At 45.0% G+C, this 23,505-nt stretch carries 16 protein-coding genes, 1 pseudogene, 1 riboswitch and 1 other annotated feature; of the genes and pseudogenes, 5 read left to right on the plus strand and 12 right to left on the minus strand.

Features of this window, described 5'->3' with window-relative positions:
• Positions 1–111 precede the first annotated feature (111 nt).
• From thrS to metA, 6 genes are all read right to left on the minus strand, one after another.
• Positions 112–2,046 carry a threonine--tRNA ligase gene (gene thrS / locus A8708_RS18455; RefSeq protein WP_068666077.1) on the minus strand — a complete coding sequence of 645 codons (1,935 nt, stop codon included), beginning with the start codon at positions 2,044–2,046 and terminating at the stop codon, positions 112–114.
• Positions 2,047–2,491: 445 nt separating this feature from the next.
• On the minus strand, positions 2,492–3,457 hold the full coding sequence (locus A8708_RS18460; protein ID WP_082927618.1) for a putative sporulation protein YtxC: 966 nt from the start codon (positions 3,455–3,457) through the stop codon (positions 2,492–2,494).
• A gap of 572 nt (positions 3,458–4,029) precedes the next feature.
• Positions 4,030–5,166 carry a cyclic dehypoxanthinyl futalosine synthase gene (gene mqnC, locus A8708_RS18465; protein ID WP_068666079.1) on the minus strand — a complete coding sequence of 379 codons (1,137 nt, stop codon included), beginning with the start codon at positions 5,164–5,166 and terminating at the stop codon, positions 4,030–4,032.
• Positions 5,167–5,313: 147 nt separating this feature from the next.
• On the minus strand, positions 5,314–6,492 hold the full coding sequence (locus A8708_RS18470) for an aminotransferase class V-fold PLP-dependent enzyme (protein WP_068666081.1): 1,179 nt from the start codon (positions 6,490–6,492) through the stop codon (positions 5,314–5,316).
• Entirely contained in the window at positions 6,489–7,658 is a 1,170-nt protein-coding gene (locus A8708_RS18475) for an aminotransferase class I/II-fold pyridoxal phosphate-dependent enzyme (RefSeq protein ID WP_068666682.1), read from the minus strand. Before A8708_RS18475 ends, A8708_RS18470 begins: the two co-directional genes overlap by 4 nt.
• A gap of 58 nt (positions 7,659–7,716) precedes the next feature.
• Complete coding sequence (gene metA / locus A8708_RS18480) at positions 7,717–8,661, minus strand: homoserine O-acetyltransferase MetA (RefSeq protein WP_068666083.1); 945 nt, start codon at positions 8,659–8,661, stop codon at positions 7,717–7,719.
• Between the two features lie 109 nt (positions 8,662–8,770).
• Positions 8,771–8,897, minus strand: a riboswitch (SAM riboswitch).
• Positions 8,898–9,138: 241 nt separating this feature from the next.
• Between metA and A8708_RS18485 the strand changes: the two genes are divergently transcribed.
• Entirely contained in the window at positions 9,139–9,366 is a 228-nt protein-coding gene (locus A8708_RS18485) for a hypothetical protein (protein WP_068666085.1), read from the plus strand.
• A 301-nt stretch (positions 9,367–9,667) separates the two neighbouring features.
• Positions 9,668–10,606 (plus strand): magnesium/cobalt transporter CorA, encoded by a 939-nt coding sequence (corA, locus tag A8708_RS18490; RefSeq protein ID WP_068666087.1) that lies wholly within the window; start codon positions 9,668–9,670, stop codon positions 10,604–10,606.
• A gap of 83 nt (positions 10,607–10,689) precedes the next feature.
• Here corA and tyrS read toward each other — a convergent pair whose 3' ends face one another.
• Both tyrS and A8708_RS18500 read right to left on the minus strand, forming a co-directional pair.
• Positions 10,690–11,946: a tyrosine--tRNA ligase gene (tyrS, locus tag A8708_RS18495; protein WP_068666684.1), complete on the minus strand. Its 1,257-nt coding sequence runs from the start codon at positions 11,944–11,946 to the stop codon at positions 10,690–10,692.
• 61 nt (positions 11,947–12,007) lie between these two features.
• Positions 12,008–12,270, minus strand: a binding site (T-box leader).
• A gap of 65 nt (positions 12,271–12,335) precedes the next feature.
• The gene (locus tag A8708_RS18500; RefSeq protein ID WP_068666089.1) at positions 12,336–13,349 is read right to left on the minus strand and encodes an HRDC domain-containing protein; all 1,014 of its coding nucleotides are present in this window, start codon (positions 13,347–13,349) and stop codon (positions 12,336–12,338) included.
• Between the two features lie 204 nt (positions 13,350–13,553).
• On the opposite strand from A8708_RS18500, the gene A8708_RS18505 reads away from it, so the two are divergent.
• Both A8708_RS18505 and A8708_RS18510 read left to right on the plus strand, forming a co-directional pair.
• Positions 13,554–13,847, plus strand: a complete 294-nt coding sequence (locus A8708_RS18505) for a DUF3055 domain-containing protein (RefSeq protein WP_068666091.1) — start codon at positions 13,554–13,556, stop codon at positions 13,845–13,847.
• A 52-nt stretch (positions 13,848–13,899) separates the two neighbouring features.
• On the plus strand, positions 13,900–14,211 hold the full coding sequence (locus tag A8708_RS18510; RefSeq protein WP_068666093.1) for a hypothetical protein: 312 nt from the start codon (positions 13,900–13,902) through the stop codon (positions 14,209–14,211).
• Between the two features lie 59 nt (positions 14,212–14,270).
• Here the strand turns inward: A8708_RS18510 and A8708_RS18515 are convergent, their stop codons facing one another.
• Positions 14,271–15,755 (minus strand): tagaturonate epimerase family protein, encoded by a 1,485-nt coding sequence (locus tag A8708_RS18515; RefSeq protein WP_068666095.1) that lies wholly within the window; start codon positions 15,753–15,755, stop codon positions 14,271–14,273.
• A 177-nt stretch (positions 15,756–15,932) separates the two neighbouring features.
• On the opposite strand from A8708_RS18515, the gene A8708_RS18520 reads away from it, so the two are divergent.
• Positions 15,933–16,775, plus strand: coding sequence for an AraC family transcriptional regulator (locus A8708_RS18520; RefSeq protein WP_068666097.1), 843 nt, complete (start codon positions 15,933–15,935; stop codon positions 16,773–16,775).
• Between the two features lie 41 nt (positions 16,776–16,816).
• On the opposite strand, the gene A8708_RS37195 is transcribed toward A8708_RS18520, so the two are convergent.
• The 3 genes and pseudogenes from A8708_RS37195 to A8708_RS18535 all read right to left on the minus strand — a co-directional run bounded on the left by A8708_RS37195 (position 16,817) and on the right by A8708_RS18535 (position 22,952).
• Positions 16,817–17,881, minus strand: a complete 1,065-nt coding sequence (locus A8708_RS37195) for an S-layer homology domain-containing protein (RefSeq protein WP_461824336.1) — start codon at positions 17,879–17,881, stop codon at positions 16,817–16,819.
• Between the two features lie 153 nt (positions 17,882–18,034).
• Positions 18,035–21,426 (minus strand): annotated as a pseudogene (locus A8708_RS37200) (rhamnogalacturonan lyase family protein); the annotation flags it as partial.
• 182 nt (positions 21,427–21,608) lie between these two features.
• Positions 21,609–22,952 (minus strand): ABC transporter substrate-binding protein, encoded by a 1,344-nt coding sequence (locus A8708_RS18535; RefSeq protein ID WP_068666103.1) that lies wholly within the window; start codon positions 22,950–22,952, stop codon positions 21,609–21,611.
• Positions 22,953–23,505 lie beyond the last annotated feature (553 nt).

A 23,505-nucleotide genomic window follows, 5' to 3' on the forward strand; every position in this document is an offset into this window, starting at 1 on the left:
ACCACTTATTCACATCTTTAAACCATTTAATCTCCCCCGAAAGGATTTGGAAAACGCAAAGAAGCAGAGAAGTGACTAGCACTTCTCTGCTTCTTCTAGGAGCAAATGGGGTTATTGTTTGTTTTTGATTTCATCCAGAATCATGTTAATGACTTGATCAATCGGTTGTGTTCCTAGATCGCCTTGACCACGTTTACGGATGGACAAACTGTCATTCTTGACTTCGTTCTCACCAACGACGAGCATGAAAGGAATTTTCTCCAACTGAGCTTCTCTAATCTTGTAACCTAACTTTTCATTCCGGTTATCCGCTTCAACACGAATACCCGCTTCTCTTAGTCGGTCTGTCACTTGATTAGAGAATTCTTCGAATGCAGGCGATACTGGTATGACTTTCGCTTGTGTTGGCATTAACCATGTTGGCAGAGCGCCAGCGAAGTTTTCTAGCAAGAAAGCTGTCATACGTTCCATTGTGGAAATGATCCCTCTATGAATGACGACAGGACGGTGCTTCTGACCGTCTTCCCCTGTGTACTCAAGCTGGAAGCGTTCAGGTAATAAGAAGTCGATTTGCGCAGTCGAAAGCGTCTCTTCCTTCTTCAGGGCCGTCTTGATTTGAACGTCTAATTTGGGACCATAGAATGCCGCTTCACCCTCTGCTTCATAGAATGGCAAGCCCAATTCTTCAACTACTTCACGCAGCATACGTTGGGAAGTTTCCCACATTTGATCGTCTTGGAAGTACTTTTCAGTATCCTTCGGATCGCGGTAAGAAAGACGGAAACGGTAGTCTGTGATGCCAAAGTCTGCGTACACTTGACGGATTAATGTAACAACGCGAGAGAATTCTTCTTTAATTTGATCCAAGCGGCAGAAGATGTGAGCATCATTCAACGTCATGGCACGAACGCGGTGCAAACCTGTCAATGCGCCTGACATCTCGTAGCGGTGCATTGTTCCAAGCTCAGCAATCCGAACCGGAAGATCACGGTAGCTGCGCATATCACTCTTATATACCATCATATGGTGCGGACAGTTCATTGGACGAAGAACAAGTTCTTCATTATCCATAACCATTTTCGGGAACATATCTTCGCTGTAGTGATCCCAGTGTCCGGAAGTTTTGTATAAATCAACGTTAGCCAGTACAGGCGTGTATACGTGTTGATAGCCAAGACGCTCTTCCAAATCAACGATATAACGTTCCATTGTACGTCTCAGTTTCGCACCATTTGGCAGCCAAAGTGGTAGGCCTTGTCCGACTTCGCGTGAGAATGCGAACATTTTGAGCTCACGGCCTAGTTTACGATGGTCACGCTTCTTCGCCTCTTCAAGCAAGTGCAAATGCTCGTCCAATTGCGCTTTCTTAGGGAACGCAGTTCCGTAGATGCGTTGCAGCATTTTGTTTTTCGCATCTCCACGCCAGTAAGCACCTGCAACACTCAACAATTTGAATGCTTTAATGCGTCCTGTTGATGGCAAATGCGGTCCGCGGCAGAGGTCAAAGAACTCACCTTGGTCATAGATCGTAAGAACGGAATCTTCCGGTAGATCACGGATCAATTCTAGCTTGAACGGATCTTCCAGTTCTGTAAAAATACGAATCGCTTCATCACGGGAAACCACACGGCGTGTAATCGCCAGGTTTTCGTTCGAGATGCGTTCCATTTCTTTCTCGATTTTGACCAAATCTTCAGGATTCAGTGGAGTTTCCAAATCGATATCATAGTAGAAGCCATCTTCAATGACAGGACCAATTCCTAACTTAACTGCCGTATTGCCATAAATACGCTTGATCGCTTGGGCCATCAAATGCGCTGTACTATGACGGTACATTTCTAAACCAGCTTCGCTATCCAGCGTTAAGATTTCAACATCAGCATCATCATTCAAAGCGAAGGATAAATCCACGGATTTCCCGTTTACTTTACCACCCACGGCATTTTTCTTCAGACCGGATGAAATGGATTCCGCCACTTGCTCAATCGTTGTCCCCACTGCATACTCTCTCACTGCGCCATCTGGTAATTTTACTTGTACAACCATCTTCCCTGCCTCCTAATTGTGTAAGTGAATAGTGAATTGAACCGGAATAAACGACTACGTTGTCCTGTAGACGACGCGTTTATCTTGGTTCATGCAAAGCAAAGTTTAAAACTTAAACTTAAGAATGAACGCAAAAAAGCACACTTCATCCCATAAAGGGACGAGTGCGCTCAGCTCGTGGTTCCACCCTAGTTCGATTCGCTCTTATCCAAGGGATAAGTCGAATCCTCATCAGCATTCGTTAACGGGAATGATTCCGGTACTGTATAGTATCGCACCTGCAAGTCAGGTCGAATTCCACAATACGGCTACAAAGGGGTAAACAATCCGAATCGCTGAAGGAGATTGCAGCCTAGTCTCCTATCTCTGAGCAGTTCATACAGAAAGTTCTTGTCTTTGATACTAACGCCTTCGATCACTATTATAAATGGCGAGAGGGGCAAGGTCAAGGGGAGAGTTGATCCTGCTTCTTGGCGTCTCCGAGATATAGGTCGCAGGTGCGGCAATAACTGCACACTGATGTACGATCTTCAAAGATTTGACCTATCGTCTTGATGATGGTTAATTCGGGATCTCGTGTATGAATGTAAATGTTGGCAGGCGAGACGGTGATCAGTGTACTCACGATCATATCCTCGAAATTGATATCCTTCTCCAGCATCTCCATTCGAAAGCTGGCATCAAACTCATTCGCGTCAATGAGTTCCATTCGATCATTCAGAATGACGAACTCATGGCCTCCTTTGTGAATGAGATGTGCTGCTGGTATTTTGGCTTCCTGAATGTAGACGAAATATTGTAGAAGCGAAATAAATTCCTGATACTGGCGGTCCATCATGAATTCATCGATCGCATATTCGGCAATTTCCCTTAATTCTTCCCTATACTCCTGAATTCGGAATTTGAGGAAGCCATCTAAGCTAATCTGCGGATTTTCCTCCAGCAATGCGTTGATCTGCTCCTTGAGCAGCCCCATACGACGAAGCCTGCTTGGAGAGCTATTCATCAGCGGCAACCCTTCCAGCTCACTCTCTTGCGTCAAGGACTGCTTACAGTAACCTTCGATAGACTCGATATCTGACTGCTTTTCATATTTAAAATCCTTGGTAATCAAGTTGCGTAAAATGTTGGATTCCTTGTCCGCTACGATGTGGCTTGCCAACACTTCAGCTAAGCAAGCTCGTACTTGAACTTCATGAATATGCGGATCATGGATCACACTCCCCGCTTCCGCTTCCACATAAATAAAAGCACGTGTTTCACTCCAGGTGTAAGTAGCCGTTAACCCATTCTGGGCAATATGTAAATGCTGCAGCGCTTGCTTCACCTGTGCGCTCAGCGAACGTACATAGGATTCCTCGACATTCATTAGGGCAATTGCAAACAGTTCCAATGTGCTCACTCCTTCCATCTATGCATCCTCCTCTTAAGAGTATATGGTCGATGCGAGGGAGATATACAACGAACAATTTGCCATTTGCGGGAACGTGGATGGAGGCTGCAATAACGAGTTTTCGCGAGTGATTAGCGTTGTGAGCATGAAAAAAAGGAGCTGCCACTTAGGACGCTCCTCACAAATATAAAATAGCTTGTTACAGCTGCTCCAGGAGGGCCTTCACGATTAAGAATGGGAGAGCACCAATGGAGACGAAAGCAAACAGAAATCCTTGTACAAAGCTTTTAAGCAATTTCACAAAAATCACTCCGATCTTCAATCTCGAATTTGTGGTGTCCCCCCATTGTACGCTTATTGACCCGCGGTTACCTGAAGCTAAGCTTAATTTTCCCTTAAAATAAGTAAGGAATAGGTGGAACCATTGATGATTCCACTCGAGATAGTCGGATTTTTCGACTATCTCCAGGCTGTTGACCTCGGTTTCACCGACTATCTCATCTCGAAGCCACCCACATCAACGACAAAAAACGCTTATCCATTGAAATCCAACCAGTGGATTTCAATGGATAAGCGTTGTCGTTCTCGATTTAGTTCTGCATCACAAAATCACGGTCAATCTTCGTATTCACGTCGTCAAACACACGTAGAATTTGATACTTCGTGTTCCGCTGTGCAGGGATTTTGCCTGCTTGACGAATGATGTCCAGCGTCGAGCTAACGTTAACCTTATGCGTTGTACCCGCGGCGGATACAACGTTCTCTTCGATCATGGTGCTGCCGAAGTCGTTGCAGCCGTAGCTAAGCGTCTGCTTACCAACCTCAGGTCCCATTGTGACCCATGAGGATTGGAAGTTCGGCACGTTGTCCAGCATGATGCGGGAGATCGCCAACGTTTTCAAGTACTCCTCAGGCGTAACTTTCTCCGCCTTCATATTCGTGTTGTCCGGTTGGAACGTCCACGGAATGAATGCCAGGAAGCCTGGCGTGTTCAGCTTCTGCAGCAAGACATCATCTTGCGCATCGCGGATACGCAGCATATGCAGTGCGCGCTCTTCCATGGATTCGCCGAAGCCGATAACCATCGTCCCCGTTGTGTGCATACCGAGCTTGTGAGCCGTCTGCATCACGTCCATCCAATCGCGCCACGAGCCTTTCAGGCGGGAGATCTTGCGACGCGTGCGGTCATCCAGAATTTCTGCTCCGCCGCCTGGCAACGAATCAAGTCCCGCTTCGTGCAATTGACGAACGATTTCCTGAAGCGATAAACCGCCGGAAACTTCTTTCATTTTCATAATTTCAGCAGGTGAGAAAGAATGCATCGTAATATCGAAGCGCTTCTTAATTTCGCGCAAAATATTCGTATAGTAAGTAAAAGGCAGGTCCGGATTCGTACCACCCTGCATCAGAATCTCCGTGCCATCAACATCCAAGGTTTCTTGAATCTTCTGAAAGATCGTTTCATCTGGCAATACATAACCTTCCGCCGAACCTGGCTGGCGGTAGAATGCGCAGAATCGGCAATACACATCACAGATGTTCGTGTAGTTAATATTCCGCCCAATCACGAAAGTCGTGATCGGATCTGGATGCCATTTTTTCATAATCTGATTAGCCGTGTCGCCAATTTTCTCTATTTGATCGGATTCGAACAGCGTAATACATTCTTCTACATCAATTCGTCCGCCTGATTGTGCTTTAATTAAAATGCGATCGATCGGTTTCATTGCAACTCACTCCTTTACTTTCTGAAGGCTCGTATTCGTTAATCGTACCATATTCATACCAAAAAAGCAGCACAGGGCTGCTTTTTCCAGTCGTTATTCCTAGACAAATATGAATAATTTCTGAATACCGCGAAGCAGGAGCATAACTTAACTGCGCAATGCTTGTTCCAGATCTTCGATAATATCTTCAATATCTTCTAACCCCACCGAGTATCGCACCAGACCATCCGTAATACCACGCAACAAGCGTACTTCCTTCGGCATGGCCGCATGTGACATCATCGCTGGATAGGACAAAATACTCTCTACAGCACCCAAACTTACAGCGACAAGTGGGATCTTAACTTTACTTAACAACTTCTTCGCTTTCTCGCCAGAGCCAACATCGAATGAGACGACAGCTCCATAACCAAGTGATTGCTTCTCATGTATTTCTCTGCCTGGGTGATTCGGAAGACCTGGGTAGTACACCACATCAATATCCGGCTGTTCGGTTAACCACTGCGCTAATCGGCGAGCGCCTTTCTCGGACATTTCCATACGTGCTTGCAACGTCTTCATACCACGAATGAGCAGCCATGAATCTTGAATGCCGAGCACGTTCCCCATCCCATTTTGAATTTGCTTCATGCGACGACCCAGACTATCATTCGCTACGACAGCTAGCCCTGCTAACACATCACTGTGACCGCCAAGGAATTTCGTTGCACTGTGCAGCACGATATCAATACCGAGCTCAATCGGACGTTGATGATACGGTGTCATGAACGTATTGTCCAACATCGTAAGCAGGTCATGCTCCTTCGCAAATGCGGCAATCTCGCCAATGTCTGTAATGCGAAGCGTTGGATTCGAAGGCGTCTCGATGAATACGGCTCTTGTATTGGAACGTAAAGCCGCTCTCACCTCTGCGATGTTCGTCATATCTACAAACGTGGATTCCACGCCCATGCGGTTCATGATCGTAGTCAGTAGACGATAAGTACCACCGTACACGTCCTCCGTACAAATCACATGATCGCCTTGCGACAACAACATCAACGCAGAGGAGATGGCTGCCATCCCAGAAGCGAACGCAAACCCACGCGTTCCGCCTTCTAATAGGGCAATATAATCTTCCAACGCCTGACGTGTCGGGTTCCCAGAGCGTGTGTAGTCATATGCTTGGTTTGCTTCCAAATCCGCCTGATGAAAAGTTGAAGCCTGATACAACGGCACGCTGGATGCCCCTGTTGCTTCATCAATTTCAGCGCCAAAGTGGATCAATTTTGTGGCAAATTTGCCTTGTGCTTTGCGTTTTTCTTTGTCTGAAGGAGAATGGCTCATGATTGTGAAGCTCCTTCCAACTCAGCTTGCGCGGCATTCAGGGCATTCGACAAATCCGCGATCAAGTCATCAATATGCTCAATGCCAACAGAGAATCGAAGCAAACGATCATCGACACCAATTTGCTCTCTAATTTCAAGTGGAATGTCCGCATGTGTTTGCACAGCTGGGTATGTCATCAAAGATTCAACCCCGCCTAAGCTTTCTGCGAAGGCAATTAGCTTAATATGGCGAAGAATCGGTTCGACTAAGCGAGCATCCTTCACCTTGAAGGAGAATATCCCTGTGTTGCCGCTGGATTGTTTATTTTGAATGGCATAGCCAGGATGTGATTCAAGCGCTGGATAGTACACGTCTGAAATCAACGCATGCTCGAGTAAGAAATGGGCAATGGCTGTAGCATTCTGTTCATGACGCTCCATACGCAGAGCAAGAGTTTTCATGCCTCTCATAAGAAGCCAGCTGTCTTGTGGTCCAAGCACAGCACCAATGGAGTTATGGAGAATTGCCATTTGCTCCGTCAACTCTTTCCCTTTTGTAACAATCAGACCCGCTAGTACGTCATTATGTCCACCCAAATATTTCGTTGCACTATGGATAACAATATCAGCTCCAAGCTCGATTGGGCGTTGCAGATACGGTGTAAGCAGCGTGTTATCAACGATGGAGACGATGCCCTTTTTACGGGCCCATGTACATACCAGTTCAAGATCCGTGATCATCATCAAGGGGTTCGTTGGCGTTTCAATAACAAGACCCTTCGTATTGGATTGATATGCACCTTCTAGTGCATCCAAATCATTCGTATCTACATAAGTAGCCGTCACACCGAAACGGGACATGATTCTTTCCAATAGACGATACGTACCGCCATATAAATCTAAGGAAACAATCAAATGATCTCCTTGACTGAAATAGGCGAAAATCGTTTGCAATGCCGCCATGCCTGAGGAACATGCAAAGCCCCCATCTCCGGACTCTAACTGAGCAATAGCCTCTTCTAGTACTTTACGCGTTGGGCTTTTGGTACGCGCATAATCAAATCCCGTGCTCTGCCCTAACTTAGGATGGCGAAACGCAGTTGATTGATAAACTGGAAAGCTAACAGCACCTGTAACAGGTTCTTCAATAGAGCCAATTTGAGCAAGACGACTTTCAATTTTCAACAAGGGAATTCCTCCTCAGGATGTGTGGGTTCGATTTAGATGTAGTGATTTAGACGTATTATAGTTGCGAACTTGCCCAGCTTTCATTAATGTTAACCGTTAATTCGAAAGGAGTTTCTTGATATACATAATAGTTCAGCCAGTTCGAAAACAGCAAATTCGCATGTGCTCTCCACGTATTGTAAGGCAGTCTACTCGGATCGTTATTCGGGTAATAGTTGTTCGGAATAGCAATCGGCAGCCCTTTGGCCACATCGCGGTCATACTCCCATTTCAAGGAACAAGCATCGTATTCCGAGTGTCCTGTTACGAAAATATGTTTGCCATCGCGCGTAGCGACGATATATACACCAGAATCTTCAGATTCTGATAAGATCTCTAATTCTGGACATCGCTCGATATCTTCACGAGTAATATCGGTGTGCCGTGATTGCGGAACATTAAATACTTCATCAAAGCCACGCAACAACTTCGTGTTCGGAACACTCACCGTATGCGGGAATACACCAAACATCTTCTTCTCCAGAGCATATTTGCGTACTCCGAAATGGTGATATAAGCCTGCTTGTGCAGCCCAGCAAATATGCAGGGTGGACGTGACATTCTCCTTACTCCATTCAAGAATCTGCGTTAGCTCTTCCCAGTAATTCACATCTTCGAAATCCATTTGTTCAACAGGAGCACCAGTAATAATCATACCATCTAACTTATCGTCTTTGATATCATCGAACGTTTTGTAAAACATATCTAAATGTTCATGAGACGTATTTTTGGAAGTATGCGTTTTGGGATGCAACAACACGAACTCTACTTGCAGCGGCGTGTTCCCGATCAAGCGCAACAGCTGCGTCTCCGTCGTTTCTTTAGTAGGCATTAAGTTGAGCAAGGCAATGCGAAGTGGACGTATATCCTGGTGATACGCGACAGATTCGTCCATGGTGAAAATGTTCTCTTGGTTTAAAATTTCTTTGGCAGGCAGGTTGTCAGGAATCTTGATCGGCATCCTGTTCACTCCTCTTCTGTAGTTTGAGTTAGTTAAAACATGTATAAACGCAAAAATGACCTTCTCTGGAATCAGAGAAAGGCCATGAAAAATCAAAGTCAATGTCCTTCTCTTATCTCCCAGATTCGCTATAAACAGCGTTTCCGCAAGAATTAGCACCGTGCTCCCCTTTTTGCAAAGGTTTGTCGGTTGCCGGGTGTCATCGGGCTAGTCCCTCCACCTACTCTTGATAAGAAAATAAAACGTATGCGATTACGATTATCATACTATAAAATTAACGAAAGTCAAGATGGTTAATCCTGAACATTTCTGTGATTATAAGAAATTACTATGTGTAGCCAAGCGATCCCAAAAATGATACAATTTGTATTATGGCAAGCTGTTTAACTTTAGGTACTTGAGGTTATTACTAAGGATTAACTTTACACAGCAGATGTTTCTAAACGAATAAGAATTTTTGATGAAATGAGGGCAACAATGTCAACTCAAACATCGGATAACTTCTCTGCATTCGCTTCCTTACATCGTTACTTTGCCTTAATTGAGAACGATAAACCGACTCAAGAGCAAGCCCAAATTGCCGTCTCACAACTTCACCTCGTATATGGAGCCGAAAGCGAAGAAGATTTGATGAGGCGCGGCGGACCCGAAATTATTCAAATGTATACCGATGTGAAAAATAAGATTTTAAATGCCGCCAAGTAAGTTTGGCGGTTTATTTTTTTTAGCACAGAGTTTACCTATTCTCCATAAACTAACTTAACGACGTTTCCCCTTATTCCATCAACTTTATGGCTTGAAACAGGGTATATGAACGGGTATACTAGACAAGTATTCGACACGGACAATAAAGGAGGGCATTCGCTTGGACGGAGAACCGAGGAGTAGAACCTGCAATACGAGCAATCAATTTCAAAATGTAGGAATGAAGTCGGTTAATCCATCATCCTGAGCTGTGCTCTTCTAGATGAACTAACCGGCTGATTCCATTCGAAGGGGTGGGCAGATGAAAACACGGTTGGTTCAAAATGGTATTTTTACGTTAGTTGAAGATGTAACCACTGCGCTTACACCGCCAAGTCAAGGCTTCTATTGGATTGATGCGGGGATCGAGGATTTGGAATTACTTCAACCTCTTTTCCATTTGCACGATTTGGCCGTAGAAGATTGTCTTAGTGAGGAAGAACAGCGTCCGAAGATTGAATTTTATGATTCTCATTATTTTATTGTTATTAATAGCATTCGATTCGATGATGAAGAAATTTTCTTACGTGCACTTAATCTATTTCTTAGCAAACATGTGATCATTACGGTAACTCGCCAAAAAATTAATGAGCTGCGTGCACTTAAGCCCTTTCTCTGGGAGGAAGAAGTCAACAGTGCCGATCGTTTCTTATATCATTTGGTCGATCTCGTCGTCGATAACTATGTGGCGGTCGGTGACCGAATTGAAGCCAAAATTGAGAAGCTGGAAGAAGATATTCTGATGGCGACGAAGAAGTCGCATTTGAATGAGATTATCGGTCTCCGTTCTGAAATTTTATGGCTGAAAAAAGTGCTCGTGCCTCAACGTGACGTCATTGGGACGCTTGGCAAAAAAGAACTTAGACTGATCGATCATCAGCTCCAAAAGTACTTCGGCGACATTTATGAAAATGCCGTCAAAATTGTCGATACATTTGATACGCTCCGCGATCTGATGGGGAACTTACGAGAAGCTTACCAATCCAGCCTCGCGAACCGAGCCAATGATATCATGCGCGTGTTTACCGCGTTGACAACGATCTTCATGCCCTTAACCTTCATTACCGGTGTGTTCGGGATGAATTTCGATAATATACTTGGCTTGCACCTGACTGAACATGGCGATGAATTTGTGTTAGCCTTTATGGGTGTACTGGGCATTGCCATGTATGTGCTTTTCCGTAAGAAAGAATGGCTATAAGCCAATTATATGAGTTATTACTACCAAGGTGACTTCAAGCACGACGCTGAGAGGTCACCTTTTGTGTATGTTGTGTATCTAACTCACACAAGCTTAATTTTGACAAATTTCCGTTTCCCAACTTGCAGAATATCGCCATCCACTGGCTTGATTTGGGCATGAATATCCGTAACCTTCATTTCGTTAAGTTTCACAGCCCCTTGCTCCACACTCCGTCTGGCTTCCCCATTCGATGCTTGCAAGGATAAGCTGACTAACAACCTGATAATGGATAAACTTCCATCTTCCAGATGGCCACCTTCTAGACTTACTTCCTCAATTTCATCGGGTAAAGCACGCTTTTGAAAAACGGTAATAAAGTGCTGCTCTGCCTCCTCAGCCGCTATAGCGCCGTGGTACATCTTCACATACCCTTTCGCAAGCTTTATCTTGGCGTCTCTAGGATGAATCGTGCCCGCTTCAAGTCCATGCCGCAGCTCTTCGATTTCCGTATTCGGCAAGGCCGTCGTTAACTCATAATATTTGAGCATGAGCGTATCCGGGATGGACATGGTTTTACCGAATATATCATTGGGATGCTCATCGATTCCGATGTAGTTGCGCAGACTTTTGCTCATCTTCTGCACGCCATCCAATCCCTCAAGCAACGGCATCAGGATCGCCACCTGACTCTCTTTCATCTCATAAGCCCCTTGAAGGGTGCGCCCCATTAAGATATTGAAAGTCTGATCGGTTCCACCTAGCTCAATATCGCTCTCTAAAGAAACCGAGTCATAGCCCTGCATAAGCGGGTAGAAGAACTCATGCACATGTATCGCCTGATTCGTCGCATATCGTTTGGCAAAGTCGTCTCTTTCCAGCATCCGAGCAACCGTCACTTTACCAGCAAGTCTTAGCACATCATCAAAGCGAAGTTCACCTAACCAAGTCGAGTTATAGTAAAAGGACGTTTTGTTTAGATCCAGTACCTTGCCTAGCTGTGTCTGGTACGTTTGTGCGTTATGCTTCACATCCTCCTCCGAAAGCTGTTTGCGCGTCTCGGATTTCCCCGTCGGATCACCAATGCGCCCCGTGAAATCGCCGATAATCAGCTGCACTTCATGTCCCAAATCCTGGAATTGGCGAAGCTTATGCAAGACCACCGTATGTCCGATGTGGATATCGGGTGCAGAAGGATCTAGTCCTAGCTTTACTTTCAGCGGTTTACCTGTCACAACCGCCTTCATTATCTTCATTTTCAGCGCTTCTTCTGGCACGATTTCCGCTGCTCCGCGTTTAAGGATACTTAATTGATGCTCCACTTGTTGCTGCTGCTCCACAGTAAGCTTATCCCATGACAACATACAATCCCTCCACTCAATTAGTTAAAAAAGAAAGCAAAAAAGACAACCTTAACGTCCACAAAGGGACGAGAAAGTTGTCTCGCGGTACCACCCTAATTAAAGAGATTGGTTGCATGCCTACTGGCAAGCCACTTCTCTTTCACTTAGTAAATTAACGGCAAATCAGTTGCCGGGTGCAAGCTACTAATGCTCGATAGAGCACGTTCCCCCCACCAACTCAGAACTGTAATTCGAACAATATGCTTGCATCGGTTTGCACCTTCCACCGACTCTCTGTTCCAGCGGCATATGTCCTACTTCGGGCTTCGCCCATGTTCGTCATCGCTTTGACGGATATTAGATTATTGACCATTTAATCATATCCCTTAGGCCTTTGTCAATGCACATTAACTAGCTGCTTGAATCACATTTCTTTCCTTCTCTCTGCGAAAACGTAAGCGAAGCAGACGCAGCCATTCATAGGCACGGTCCAGCTCTTTTCCTTTTAATTCTTCCGTGCCGATGAGACTCTTCAAGACGGGCTTTAAATAGCGATCCCCCTCGGATTCATACGCATTCCATGCTTTAATCTGCTCTTCCTCAGGAATTGAAGCAAGTTCGGCTTCCACGAGAGGATCCATATCGTAGCCTTCACGATCGAGATCTTCCACCCATAACAGCAGCTCTCTTCGCGGCATCGTCAGATTCGTCTGAAGATCAGCTAGATTCCCGCCGCCAGCTACGATTTCTAACAACTTCCGTTTACTAATTTCACGATCAAGCTCAATTCGCAACTTCTCCTCCTTCTGAGCAAGGAGCCAACCCTCAAACTTCATCGTATCTACATAGTTGGCAACCCAATCCAACGGAAAACCGTTCGTTCGTGTGCACTCGCCAATCCGGCTAAGCAATTGATCCGCGTACTGCGCTGTTTTTTGCTCACCAAATCCAGGAATGAGCTGAAGCTCTTCCTTGGATTGCGGCAAGAACACCGAAATCATCCGCAGGACACGGTTCGTTGCGAGGATATAAGGCGCCTTCTTCTCACGAGCTGCCTGCTCACGGCGCCATGCACGCAGCGATTCGAACACCTCTTCGTTCGGATTTTCCTCACAGTAATAGGTTAGCATCTGCGTCATTTTCGCCTTACCTGATAGTCCTTGCGTAAGATCGATTTCCGTGTGTACCAACGGTCGGAAGCCGCTTCTAATTTTCTCACGTAAGCCTTGACGGAACGCGAATAGCATCTCATCCCAGCTTATGCCTTGAAACCATTCATCTTGCGTAAGCTTACCAACTGAGTCAGGTTCACTCCAATACACACTCCAAATCCCTTGTTCTTCAACAATCGAAACTTGCGCGGAAATCACTTGCCCATCCCCCGAATTCTTCTCTAGCGTGTTCAGAAATACAATGTTCATACTTACCATGCCTCCAGACGTTTATATGAAATAAGTTCAGAAAAACGAAAAAGCACCTCTTCCGCCCGTTAGGACAGAAGAGGTGCTTCCCCTTTCTAATATCCAAATCATACCATGTTTGTCAGTTAGGCGCAAGAACCGTTTTGCCACCAGACCCTTATCGGTTATAATAGACCCATACTAGAAAGAGAATGGAGGGCCCTCATGTCTGATTATGACTTTTTATACGATCATCAAGAAGAGACTACAACGCGTTTTGTCTGTTTCGTTGGCAATGCTTTACACCGTTTTGACCTTGCTATCATGACCACTACCCGTTATTATGGCAAGAAACTGGTCATCGATTTGCAATCGGGGCGCAGCGCGGTTATTGGACCGGACGATTTGAACGAAGAAGGCTACCTCGAGCATGTGTTCAAGATTAATGAAGAACAAGCACAAGAGCTTACTGATTTCCTATCTCAAATAATCGGTTCTATCCATTTCACGGATATTTAAGGGATTGTCGGGGGACACTGGAAGGAGCATAACCTGACAAGGAGGCTCATCCATGCGTAAGAAGACATCACACACCAACAAAGTTGAGGGATTAGGCTTCCTCTCAGAAGACCGCCTCGCTGCCTACACAGACCTCGAGACGGTAGAATCGCAGCGAAATGATATGATCCCCGAGGAATTCCCAGAAGGGCCTTATGGCACAAGTATGCTGTCAGAGTCCCTTGGGAAGAGCACTCCTTGGCGAGAGGACCAACGCCCTACCAACCGTTTTGCTTATGAGAATCGTGAGCTGCACGAAGGTATTACAAGGGACTATCCTGGAGCAGATGATGAAATCGGAGAGTCTACTGAAGGCTTGTCCTAACCAAGAAACGCCACGAGCACCCGTCAGAGGGATGTTCGTGGCGTTTTTCGTTCGCTTGATTATTTACCAAGCAGTTCTAAGTGTCTGCCGATATGATGACGAAGGCCTTCGGCGAAGGTATCTTCTTGGTCTGCTAATGTTTGGAAGAATTCATCTGCAAACGTGCGGCTTCCGTCTTCATTTTTCGCTTGAAGAAGTAGACCATAGGTGATGTGCAGCAATTGACGTGCATTATTTTCTTCCATGTACTCCGGCAACTGCGCATCTGATACAGTGCTAAGTGGCGCTATCGCGCTAATATCCGTCGTTACATGGTAGTACGCTGTCGCTTCGACAAAGTGATCCAGTGCGTATTGATGCATGCGGCGATAGAGCGTAGGGTTCACTTTTGCTACAACACGTACTGCTTCAAGCCAATTTGTACCGGCTGTTTTGATATGGAACAAACCATTCGTGTATTGCCCAATCAATGGGAACACGCTGAATTTATCACTACCGGAGTGAATGCTTAGCTTATATTCAAAATGAACAGCAATCGCCGCATGACTAGCTAGCTCACGCTCAAATTGCGCGATATCTCCGATGTAGTCGATCCCTTTTTGGAATTCGCCACAGAAACGTGGTGCCATGCTGAAAATCGTAACACCACGATCACGCAGTTCATTGGCTACCAAATAGTGCGCCTCAGGGGACGTAGGTGTCGCTGTTTCATCAATGGAAATTTCGAAATCAACCGCACGATCCAACGTAACGATATACTTGCGGTAGATGGCTTCCATGAAATTGATTGCAGCATCATAGATCAGCACATCTTTCTTCAAAGCTTCCGCTGTATAAGCAAGGGTAGCTCCTGGTACATTCGGTGCTGTTTGCAGATAGCGCTCTTCATAGCGGCTGCGCAAGCTTGCTGGCAGTTGCTCGTATTTCGCTGCGATTTCTGCTTCGCTCATAGATTCAATCGTGTTGTCGATATTCTCGGAGCAATCTAGCGTCAACATGGTAAAACCAAGACGCAACGCGTACTCGATGTCCTCTTCTTTCTTCAAGTGGTCACCGTCAGCCCCGTACCCGTCTGTGTAGCCTTCTTGCAGAACTGCGTATGCCGCTGCATCCAATACATCTTCATACGTGCGGCCAGTCAAGGCAAGCTCACGAATACTTTGTTGCGCCAAAACAGGACGAATATCTTTGCCGCGGAGCGTTTGGATATGACCAGGACTTGCGATCCCAAGACGATCACCTAAACCCATCGTCGCCACTTGTGTTCCGAATGCTTGTGGCGCTGTGTATGGCAAAAATTGATTGATAATCAAACGGTTTTCATGTGTGAGTGGAGCTACTTTCTCGCCATCTACGATCTCGCCTTGCAGTTGGTCGAACAATTCGCCAGATCCCACGACGATGAGTCGTTTCCCCTCTGTTGTGCGAACCATGAGCAATGTTGTATCTCCCACTTGCGTTAAGGAAGACGTATAAACTTTGATAACTTCGGATGAGAACTCGTTTACTTTTCCTGCGCGTACAGCCTCTATAAGTACGTTCATGTTCAATTTCCTCCTATTTGTGCAAGCGTTTGCTAATTCATCGATACCTTCATTTTATCGCAAGTAAGGAGCGTTTTCTCTTCATCTATTCCTATTTTCCGCAAAAACTGTTCATATTTTTCACTGAAATTTATGTTATACTCTAGATACCTCATTTCCAAACAAGGAGCAGCGCCTATGTCACGTACCGTCACCTTCGGCAATGAAGAGGAAGGCCCTTTCTACATCCAGCATATTCATCGCTCTGGCCCTTTCGAGAGGACCCAGCACATGCATGATATGTATGAGCTCTATTATTTATACGAAGGTGAACGCATGTATTTCATTCGTGATCGTTCCTATCTCATTCTTCCAGGTGATTTGGTTCTCATCAATCGACGAGAGCTTCATGCCACTTCCGACTCCGATAAGCTCGGTCATGCGAGGGTCGTCATTAATTTTAGTGACAGCTTATTGGAAAATACGAAAGAATCGGCACCCTTTTTATTGGATGCTTTCACGCATGATACTCCTGTACTGCGGCTCGATTTACCTACTCGACGACTTGTTGAAGACATGCTAGGCAAGTTAATTCATGAAGCCAAAGAGCCTGCGATGGGGCAACATTTTGCCATAACACACTTTTTAATCGAGTTATTACTATTCACGGCACGTTTCGTTCGTATACATCCGGTTACTTCGCCCGAACACGTTTCTCCGCTCCACCGGAAAATATCCACCATCGTGCGATTCATCAACGCCCATTTCGCTGAACCGATGCGGCTCGAGGAGCTTGCCGAGCGATTCGAAATCAGCTCGGCCTATCTAAGCCGGATGTTTAAGGAAATCACTGGATTTTCGTTAGTTGAATATGTGAATCTCGTTCGCGTACAAGAAGCTCAGAGGCTGCTAGCTACAACAAGAATGAAGGTCATCGTGATCGCAGAGCAAGTCGGCTTCGGTTCCCTCGTGCAATTCGGACGCGTATTCCGTCAAATGACGAAAATGACACCGCTGCGCTATCGGCAATCCGTAAACTAAAAAGGGACAACTGCCTATGAATAAGCAGTGTCCCTTTTCTACTATTGTTGTTTCTGGAATAAACGATAAATAATGACGGCTGATTGCGCGCGAGTTGCAACATTTTTCGGTTCAAATGCATGAGCCGCATCGCCTTGAATGATTCCACCCTGCTGCATAGCGTCTACCGCTGCAACCGCATATCTCGCAATACTGGCGTTATCAATAAACGTCTCTTGGGAAGCTGAACCCTTGAGATTTAATCGAAGCAGTTCTGCTGCGCGATAGGCCATCACAGCCATATCCTCTCTCGAAATCGGGTCATTGACACCGAAAGTTCCATCCGATTTGCCTTCCACAATACCTAGTTTCTCCGCAGCGGCAATTGAGCTGTAGTACCACTCGCCAACGCTAACATCACTTAGCTTGCTAGTCGCCTTGCTATCAGCAAGTTCGAAAGCTCCCATCAACATTTTCAAAAATTGTGCTCGGGTCACTTGATTGTCTGGCACAAATGTATGGTCTCCCATCCCATCAATGACCCCTCGAGCCGCCAGCGATTCGATCCCTGCTTGTGCCCAACCAACATGGGAAATATCATCGAAACTAACTTGTACGTACGCAGCTGCATACTTGCTAAAGTGCGCTGGTTTAAATACTACTTTACCAGTCACTGCATTATAAAACCCATTCGTAACAGTTTGAATGACTCCATTATCATCTATATAATAGACGACGATCTTCCCAGCATCTTGCCCTGGTTGCAGCGTATAGTCTAACGAAACGAGCACATGGCCATTGAAATCGTTTACCTTTAAGCCATCCACGGTTAAGTTGAAATCATAAACTGGACTGCCCTTCAACTGCTCTTGAACTTGTGTGGAAAGCGTCGATACATCAACTTTATTAACCGATAGCTCCACTTGCTGAGATGTATCACTCACATGATCGTTGAACCACTGGGAATCCAGACTGATTGTACCCAATCCAGTTGCAATTTCTACTTTTTGAACCTTCGGGTCTGCCGATGAATGAAAGGATGCAGCAGGCAGCTTCACTTCGACAGCCTTTAAACCAGTTGCGGAACTAAGCTCGATTGTAACCGTTCCACCATTCGCCTCTTTCATAGCCTTATTTAGGTCTGCAGCTTGAATATTTGCAACTGCGTTCCCGCTTGTATCCACATTCAATACTTGTTTAATCGATCCTGTCGGCGACTCAGGTGAAACTGGTGGAATCGAGCCCGTACTGGTTCCCGTCGGAGCAGGTGTATCGGTATTTCCTGTATCCGTACTAGTCTTAATTGTAATGACTACACTATCTATAGCCCCTGAACCATCATTAGCTGTAGCGGTAATTTTTACTTTGCCTTCCGCAACAGCTGTTAATAACCCATCCACGCTAATTGTCGCTGCATTCGTTAATGAACCATCTTCTTGAGAAACGGACCATGTCACCGTATTATTTGTCACGGCTTCTGGTATAACACTTGCGCTAAATTTCAGCTGTTGTCCAACTCTTATCTCATTCGCAGGACTGGCTATCATAACGGCTGAAGCAAGCACTTCTGTTGCCCGAATATTCGGCTTAGGCGGTGCATCCATACCATTACCGAGATAAAAGCTAGTATGCGGCGGCTGATTATAGCCTGTATTTTGCCAAGCGATGCCGAGTCTATAAACAGGATCGTGCATTAGCGTGTATATACGATGATCTGTTACCTCTGTAGTCGAATAAATGCGTAGCGCCGTGCTATCTTCTGTCCTTGCAATCACCTCTTCGCGCCAATCGCCAAGGATATCAGCTTGTAATGCCGGGTTGCCTTTCGTGTCGTTATTCGAGTAAGTGCCGTTGAACGTCGATATGTTTTCCAATTGATTGGTTTGATAGTTCCACTTATCAATCTTTGGAATACCGACTCGCAGCGGTTCATCTAACCAATTATGGTCTAATAGTTCTCTTCCTAAATCTCCGTCCCACCATATGGCAAAATTAGAGGAAGGAATGGAAGTTGATATTTTTTCACCTTTTGCAGAGAATAAAGAACCCGCTTTACTGTTCCACTCACCGCCAATGTTCCAGGCCTCTTCACCTTTGTATCTCGGGTCGATATCCGCCGTCAGACCGCGACCTACATCAAGTCCAAGCTGTGGCTGTCCCCAGAGAACTCGGCCTGTTTTGGCATCCTTCAGATCTGAGGAATATGCAGCCGTTGTTGTTTCTTGAACAGCGAATAACTCTAGTCCCAGCCTATCCGGATCTAGGTCGCCTAAGTGCATCGCATCCCCATGTCCTAATAGTGAATTCCATAACGGTGTGCCATCATCATTAATAGCTGCTGCACCTGTTACGATTTCATCCTTGCCATCCCCATCGATGTCAGCAATACTCAGTTGATGATTGCCTTGTCCTGCATAGCTGGCACTCCCAGAATCTTTCGTATCAAAGGTCCATAGTTTGGTAAGTTGTCCATCTCTCCAGTTATACGCAACAAATACCATTCTTGTATAATAGCCACGCTGCATAACTATACTCGGTCTTTCTCCATCGAGATAAGCAATGGCTGCTCCAAAGCGGTCAACCCGATTACCGTAGGTGTCGCCCCAATCGCCAACATTCCCTCTCTCAGGCTCATAGGCATCGGTTGCGAGCATTTTACCTGTTGCGCCTTCAAATACGGTGTGGAATTCTGGGCCAGTCAAAATGTAGCCGCTTGCATTTCGATGATCTGCCGTTGCATCACCAATGACATTGCCTTGGCCGTCAATTGTTCCATCAGCTGTTCGGAAGGTAACCTCAGCTTTGCCGTCGCCATCCAAATCGTACACCATGACATCCAAATAGTGAGCCCCTGCACGGATGTTCTTGCCCAAATCAATTCGCCACTTGAACGTTCCATCCAGTTCATATGCGTCCACATACGTATTTCCTGTATAACCAGAAATGGAATTATCTTTGGAATTTGTAGGATCCCATTTCAATACGATTTCATACTGTCCGTCTCCGTCGAGGTCACCTACTGTGGCATCATTAGCACGATAAGAATATGCCTCGCCAAGCGGTGTCGTACCGTCAGCCGGTTTACGGATGGGCACGGTCAAATAGTTCATATCCCATACATGAACTGTTTCAGACCGATTCTGCTCATTGCCATTCAACACGGGAATAACATAATATGTCGAATCGCTTTTACCTAGCGCATCTTCATAGTTCGTGCTTCCTGTAATGGGTTCTTGATTAATTTTCACGCCATTGCGATACAGATTAAACGAAATACTTTCTGGATCTGTGCCTAGCATACGCCATCCAACATATACGCTGTTGCCATCTTTCATAGCGACCAATCCACGGTTAAGTCCTTCCATTTGCCTTGCAGGAAGTGCTTTGGGCGTTGCGGATACCGTCACACCAGAGGATTCAATTGGTGCTTCATTGTCATAATGATATACACCTTTCACCATGTAGGTATATGCAGTGCCATTCGAAAGCCCAGTCAGAGTTGAGATATACTTGCCTTTGGCTACCGTATCCACAAGTGTCAGGGATTGATCCTCATTTACTTGATAGATATTGGCTTTCTCGTAGGAAGTATCCATCGTTTCTTCCCATCCGATTTGCACCTTGGCATCATGTGCTTCCGTATTGACATAGTCCAAATTCGGTGCCTTATTCAATTTATTAACGTTCACGGTATATGTCTTGGCAATATCGGTGTATACATTTGACGTGACCGTTATTCCAATACTTGTTGAAGCTCCTGTAAGGGTAACTGGTACTGATGATGCCCCACTTGCCACTTCCGTTCCTCCAACGCGTACAGTTGAACCGCTCGCATTGCTAGCTGTCGGGTTCACCGTGAGCGTATTAACGGAGTAAGGAACGTCTACCGAGTAGCTGTCGACTTTCGGATCGAAATTAGGCACTAATGGCGGGTTAAGACTACCGCTGCTTAGCTGAAGACTGCTTAGATTCAAGTCCAACGACGTTACACGTACATTCGCAAGATTAAGTTTTCCTCCACTACGAGTCATGGAGAATCCAAAGCTACTTATTTTTGATACATTCGTATTATTAAAAGTTTCCGACCAATTCACACTTGTACCATCGTTTAGATCGAGAATACGCACTTATTGGTTCTTTGCGGAATATTAAAGATCATTTGAAAGCGATACCAATGCGACGTATTAGAAGTGATTTGACTTGTGCCGTTATAGCGTTTGATTATACCTGCATCAAGCTGATATCGAAGTGCTGCAGAAGTCGTTGCATTGATTTTACCATCCATCAGGAACAACGTTGCACCCTTATTTGAAGGTAAGTTAACATCAAACTCGAAAATCATACCTGCATTCTGTGCGGTAAACCGCTGTCCTACATAGGAGGAGGCATCTACACCATGGCTAATGGAAGCATAGGTTGCCCCAGACACTGTCTGTTGCTTCACAATCGCAATCTCAGGAGCAGTTCCCTCTTTGGTCCATGTATTGCCGCTTCCAATTGTGAATGAGCCTGGTGGATAGCTACTAAAGTCGTCGGATACAAGAGCGGCATCTGCAGCAGAAACAGAAGCAGGAACTACCATCATGGAGATGAGCAGCGTCACCACAATTGAACAAGATAATAACTTCGACAATAACCGTTGACCACTTCTTAGCTTGTTAGTGATTAGCATTATAGCCTCCTAATAACGTTCTATTCCTCATGTATTTACACGGGATGAAATCAATTATAGAAGTTCTCTCCGAAAACAGAATTGAAATAACAGACTTTAACGTTTAATTTTCAGAGGGTATTTTTGTAATTAGAGTAAAAATTAAACAGGGGACCGATTAAGGCCCCCACTAGTACGTATTATTACTTTTTATTTTTATCCAAAATAGCTGTTGCATCTTTACGGAAAGCGACTGCTGCCTCTTGCACAGTTATTTTTTTGTACAAAATTTTCTCGCCGGTATCTTTCAGCAGCTTCTCAATTTCAATCGAGCCCACTGGATTCGGAGGATCCATCGGTGAACTATTTTTCTCAGCCCATGCAACATAGTCGAATACTTTGATCTCATTCGGACTCAAAAGTGGCTTCAAAGCTTCTTTCACTTTGGAAGCAACAGGCACTCCACGCTCGCCTTTAATAATTTTATTGGCTTCGATATCATTAATCCAGAAATCAATAAATTTAGCAGCCTCTTCTTGTACTTTGGAACTGTTTGCTATGGACCAATACATACTTGGTTTCAAGAACAACCCTTTGTTCGCGTCTGGACCTGGCATCGGCTGCAGAACAAGATCACGTTTAGCTGCATTCGCTAGACCAATGTATTGATTAGACCAACCGTTAGAGGAAATCGCATTTCCCAAAGTCATTTCATCATCTTCTGGTGTGCCTTTCTTTTGGGCAGCTTTATCAAGTGGCAGCAAGACGCCAGCATCGTACCACTTTTGAATTCGATTAAAATAATCGATAAACATCTTATCGTCGGTATAACCTAACGCAGTACCTTCTGCGTTATACATCTTTTGACCAAGGGTACGCAGATAGTAAGGGAAGAACACATCATCCCGGAAACCGCCCATGATTTTACCGGCTGCCTTGGCTTTCGTAGCTAATGCATCCATATCCGTCCACGTCCAGTTATTCGTAGGTGTGTCGATACCTGCTTTTTTCAACATATCCCAGTCCATCATGCTCGTTAACGCATTAACCCCTAAGTTCATAGCGACGAGCTTCCCACCCACTTGACCACCTGATAAGGCGTTCGGGCTTACATCATCCACATTAAGAACTTTATTTTTCGTAAAAGTCGTTAAATCCGCTAATTGGTTTCTCCCACCATATTGTGTCAAATAAGAGATGTCCATCTGTATAATATCTGGCAGTTGATTCGCAGCTGCTTGAGGCGCAAGCTTTTTCCAATAATCATCGAAAGCCGCATATTCAGCTTCAATCTTCACATTCGGATGTGCTTTCTCGTACATTTCGATTACTTTCAGCGTATAATCGTGGCGCGCTTGACCACCCCACCAAGCCATGCGAAGCTTTACTGGTTCCTTACTTGCACTTACTGTTGCACTAGGAGTCGTTGTTGTTGTAGTGGGCGCAGTTGTAGCTCCTCCACTTGAGTTGCTAGAAGTACCCGAAGAACAAGCGGTTGCTGTGAAAATCATGGATAATGACATTAATGAAACTACTGCCTTTTTCATGGTTTTTCTCCCCTTTGTACGTACTTGTCAGAAACCGTAATCGCTTACATTTCTATTATCTGCTAAAAATTAACATTACGTAATTGAAAAAACCGTCATCTTTGTTCAAATTTCCGATTCTGCTAGGTGTAACTTAGTAACCATGCCTAATGTCGTTCTCCTTCTACAGCTACTTCAACTTCAACTTCAACTTCAACTTCAACTTCAACTTCAACTTCAACTAAATCTACTTCCACTCACACCTCTGCTACCGCAACTTAACATTTCCCCGCCTCCCCAAACAAATTAAATAGATTTTATGTTGTTATTTGGGCTGATTCACGCTATTTGAGAGCAATAGATGGATTTCATACAGTTAAATTCTGCTAATATGCACCAATCTAATTATTCTTCTCAGATTAGCTGTACATTTTCCATCTATTCGCAATATTTCAAGTTAATTTCCAATATTAGCTGTACTTTTTACATTTATTTATAAATCCAGCTACTCAACTGATCAAACTTCTACTCCTTATGCGGTATAGAAAAAGACAGCACCCCATTACAGGCACTG

Source organism: Paenibacillus oryzisoli (genome assembly GCF_001653565.1).
Classification (GTDB): domain Bacteria; phylum Bacillota; class Bacilli; order Paenibacillales; family NBRC-103111; genus Paenibacillus_E; species Paenibacillus_E oryzisoli.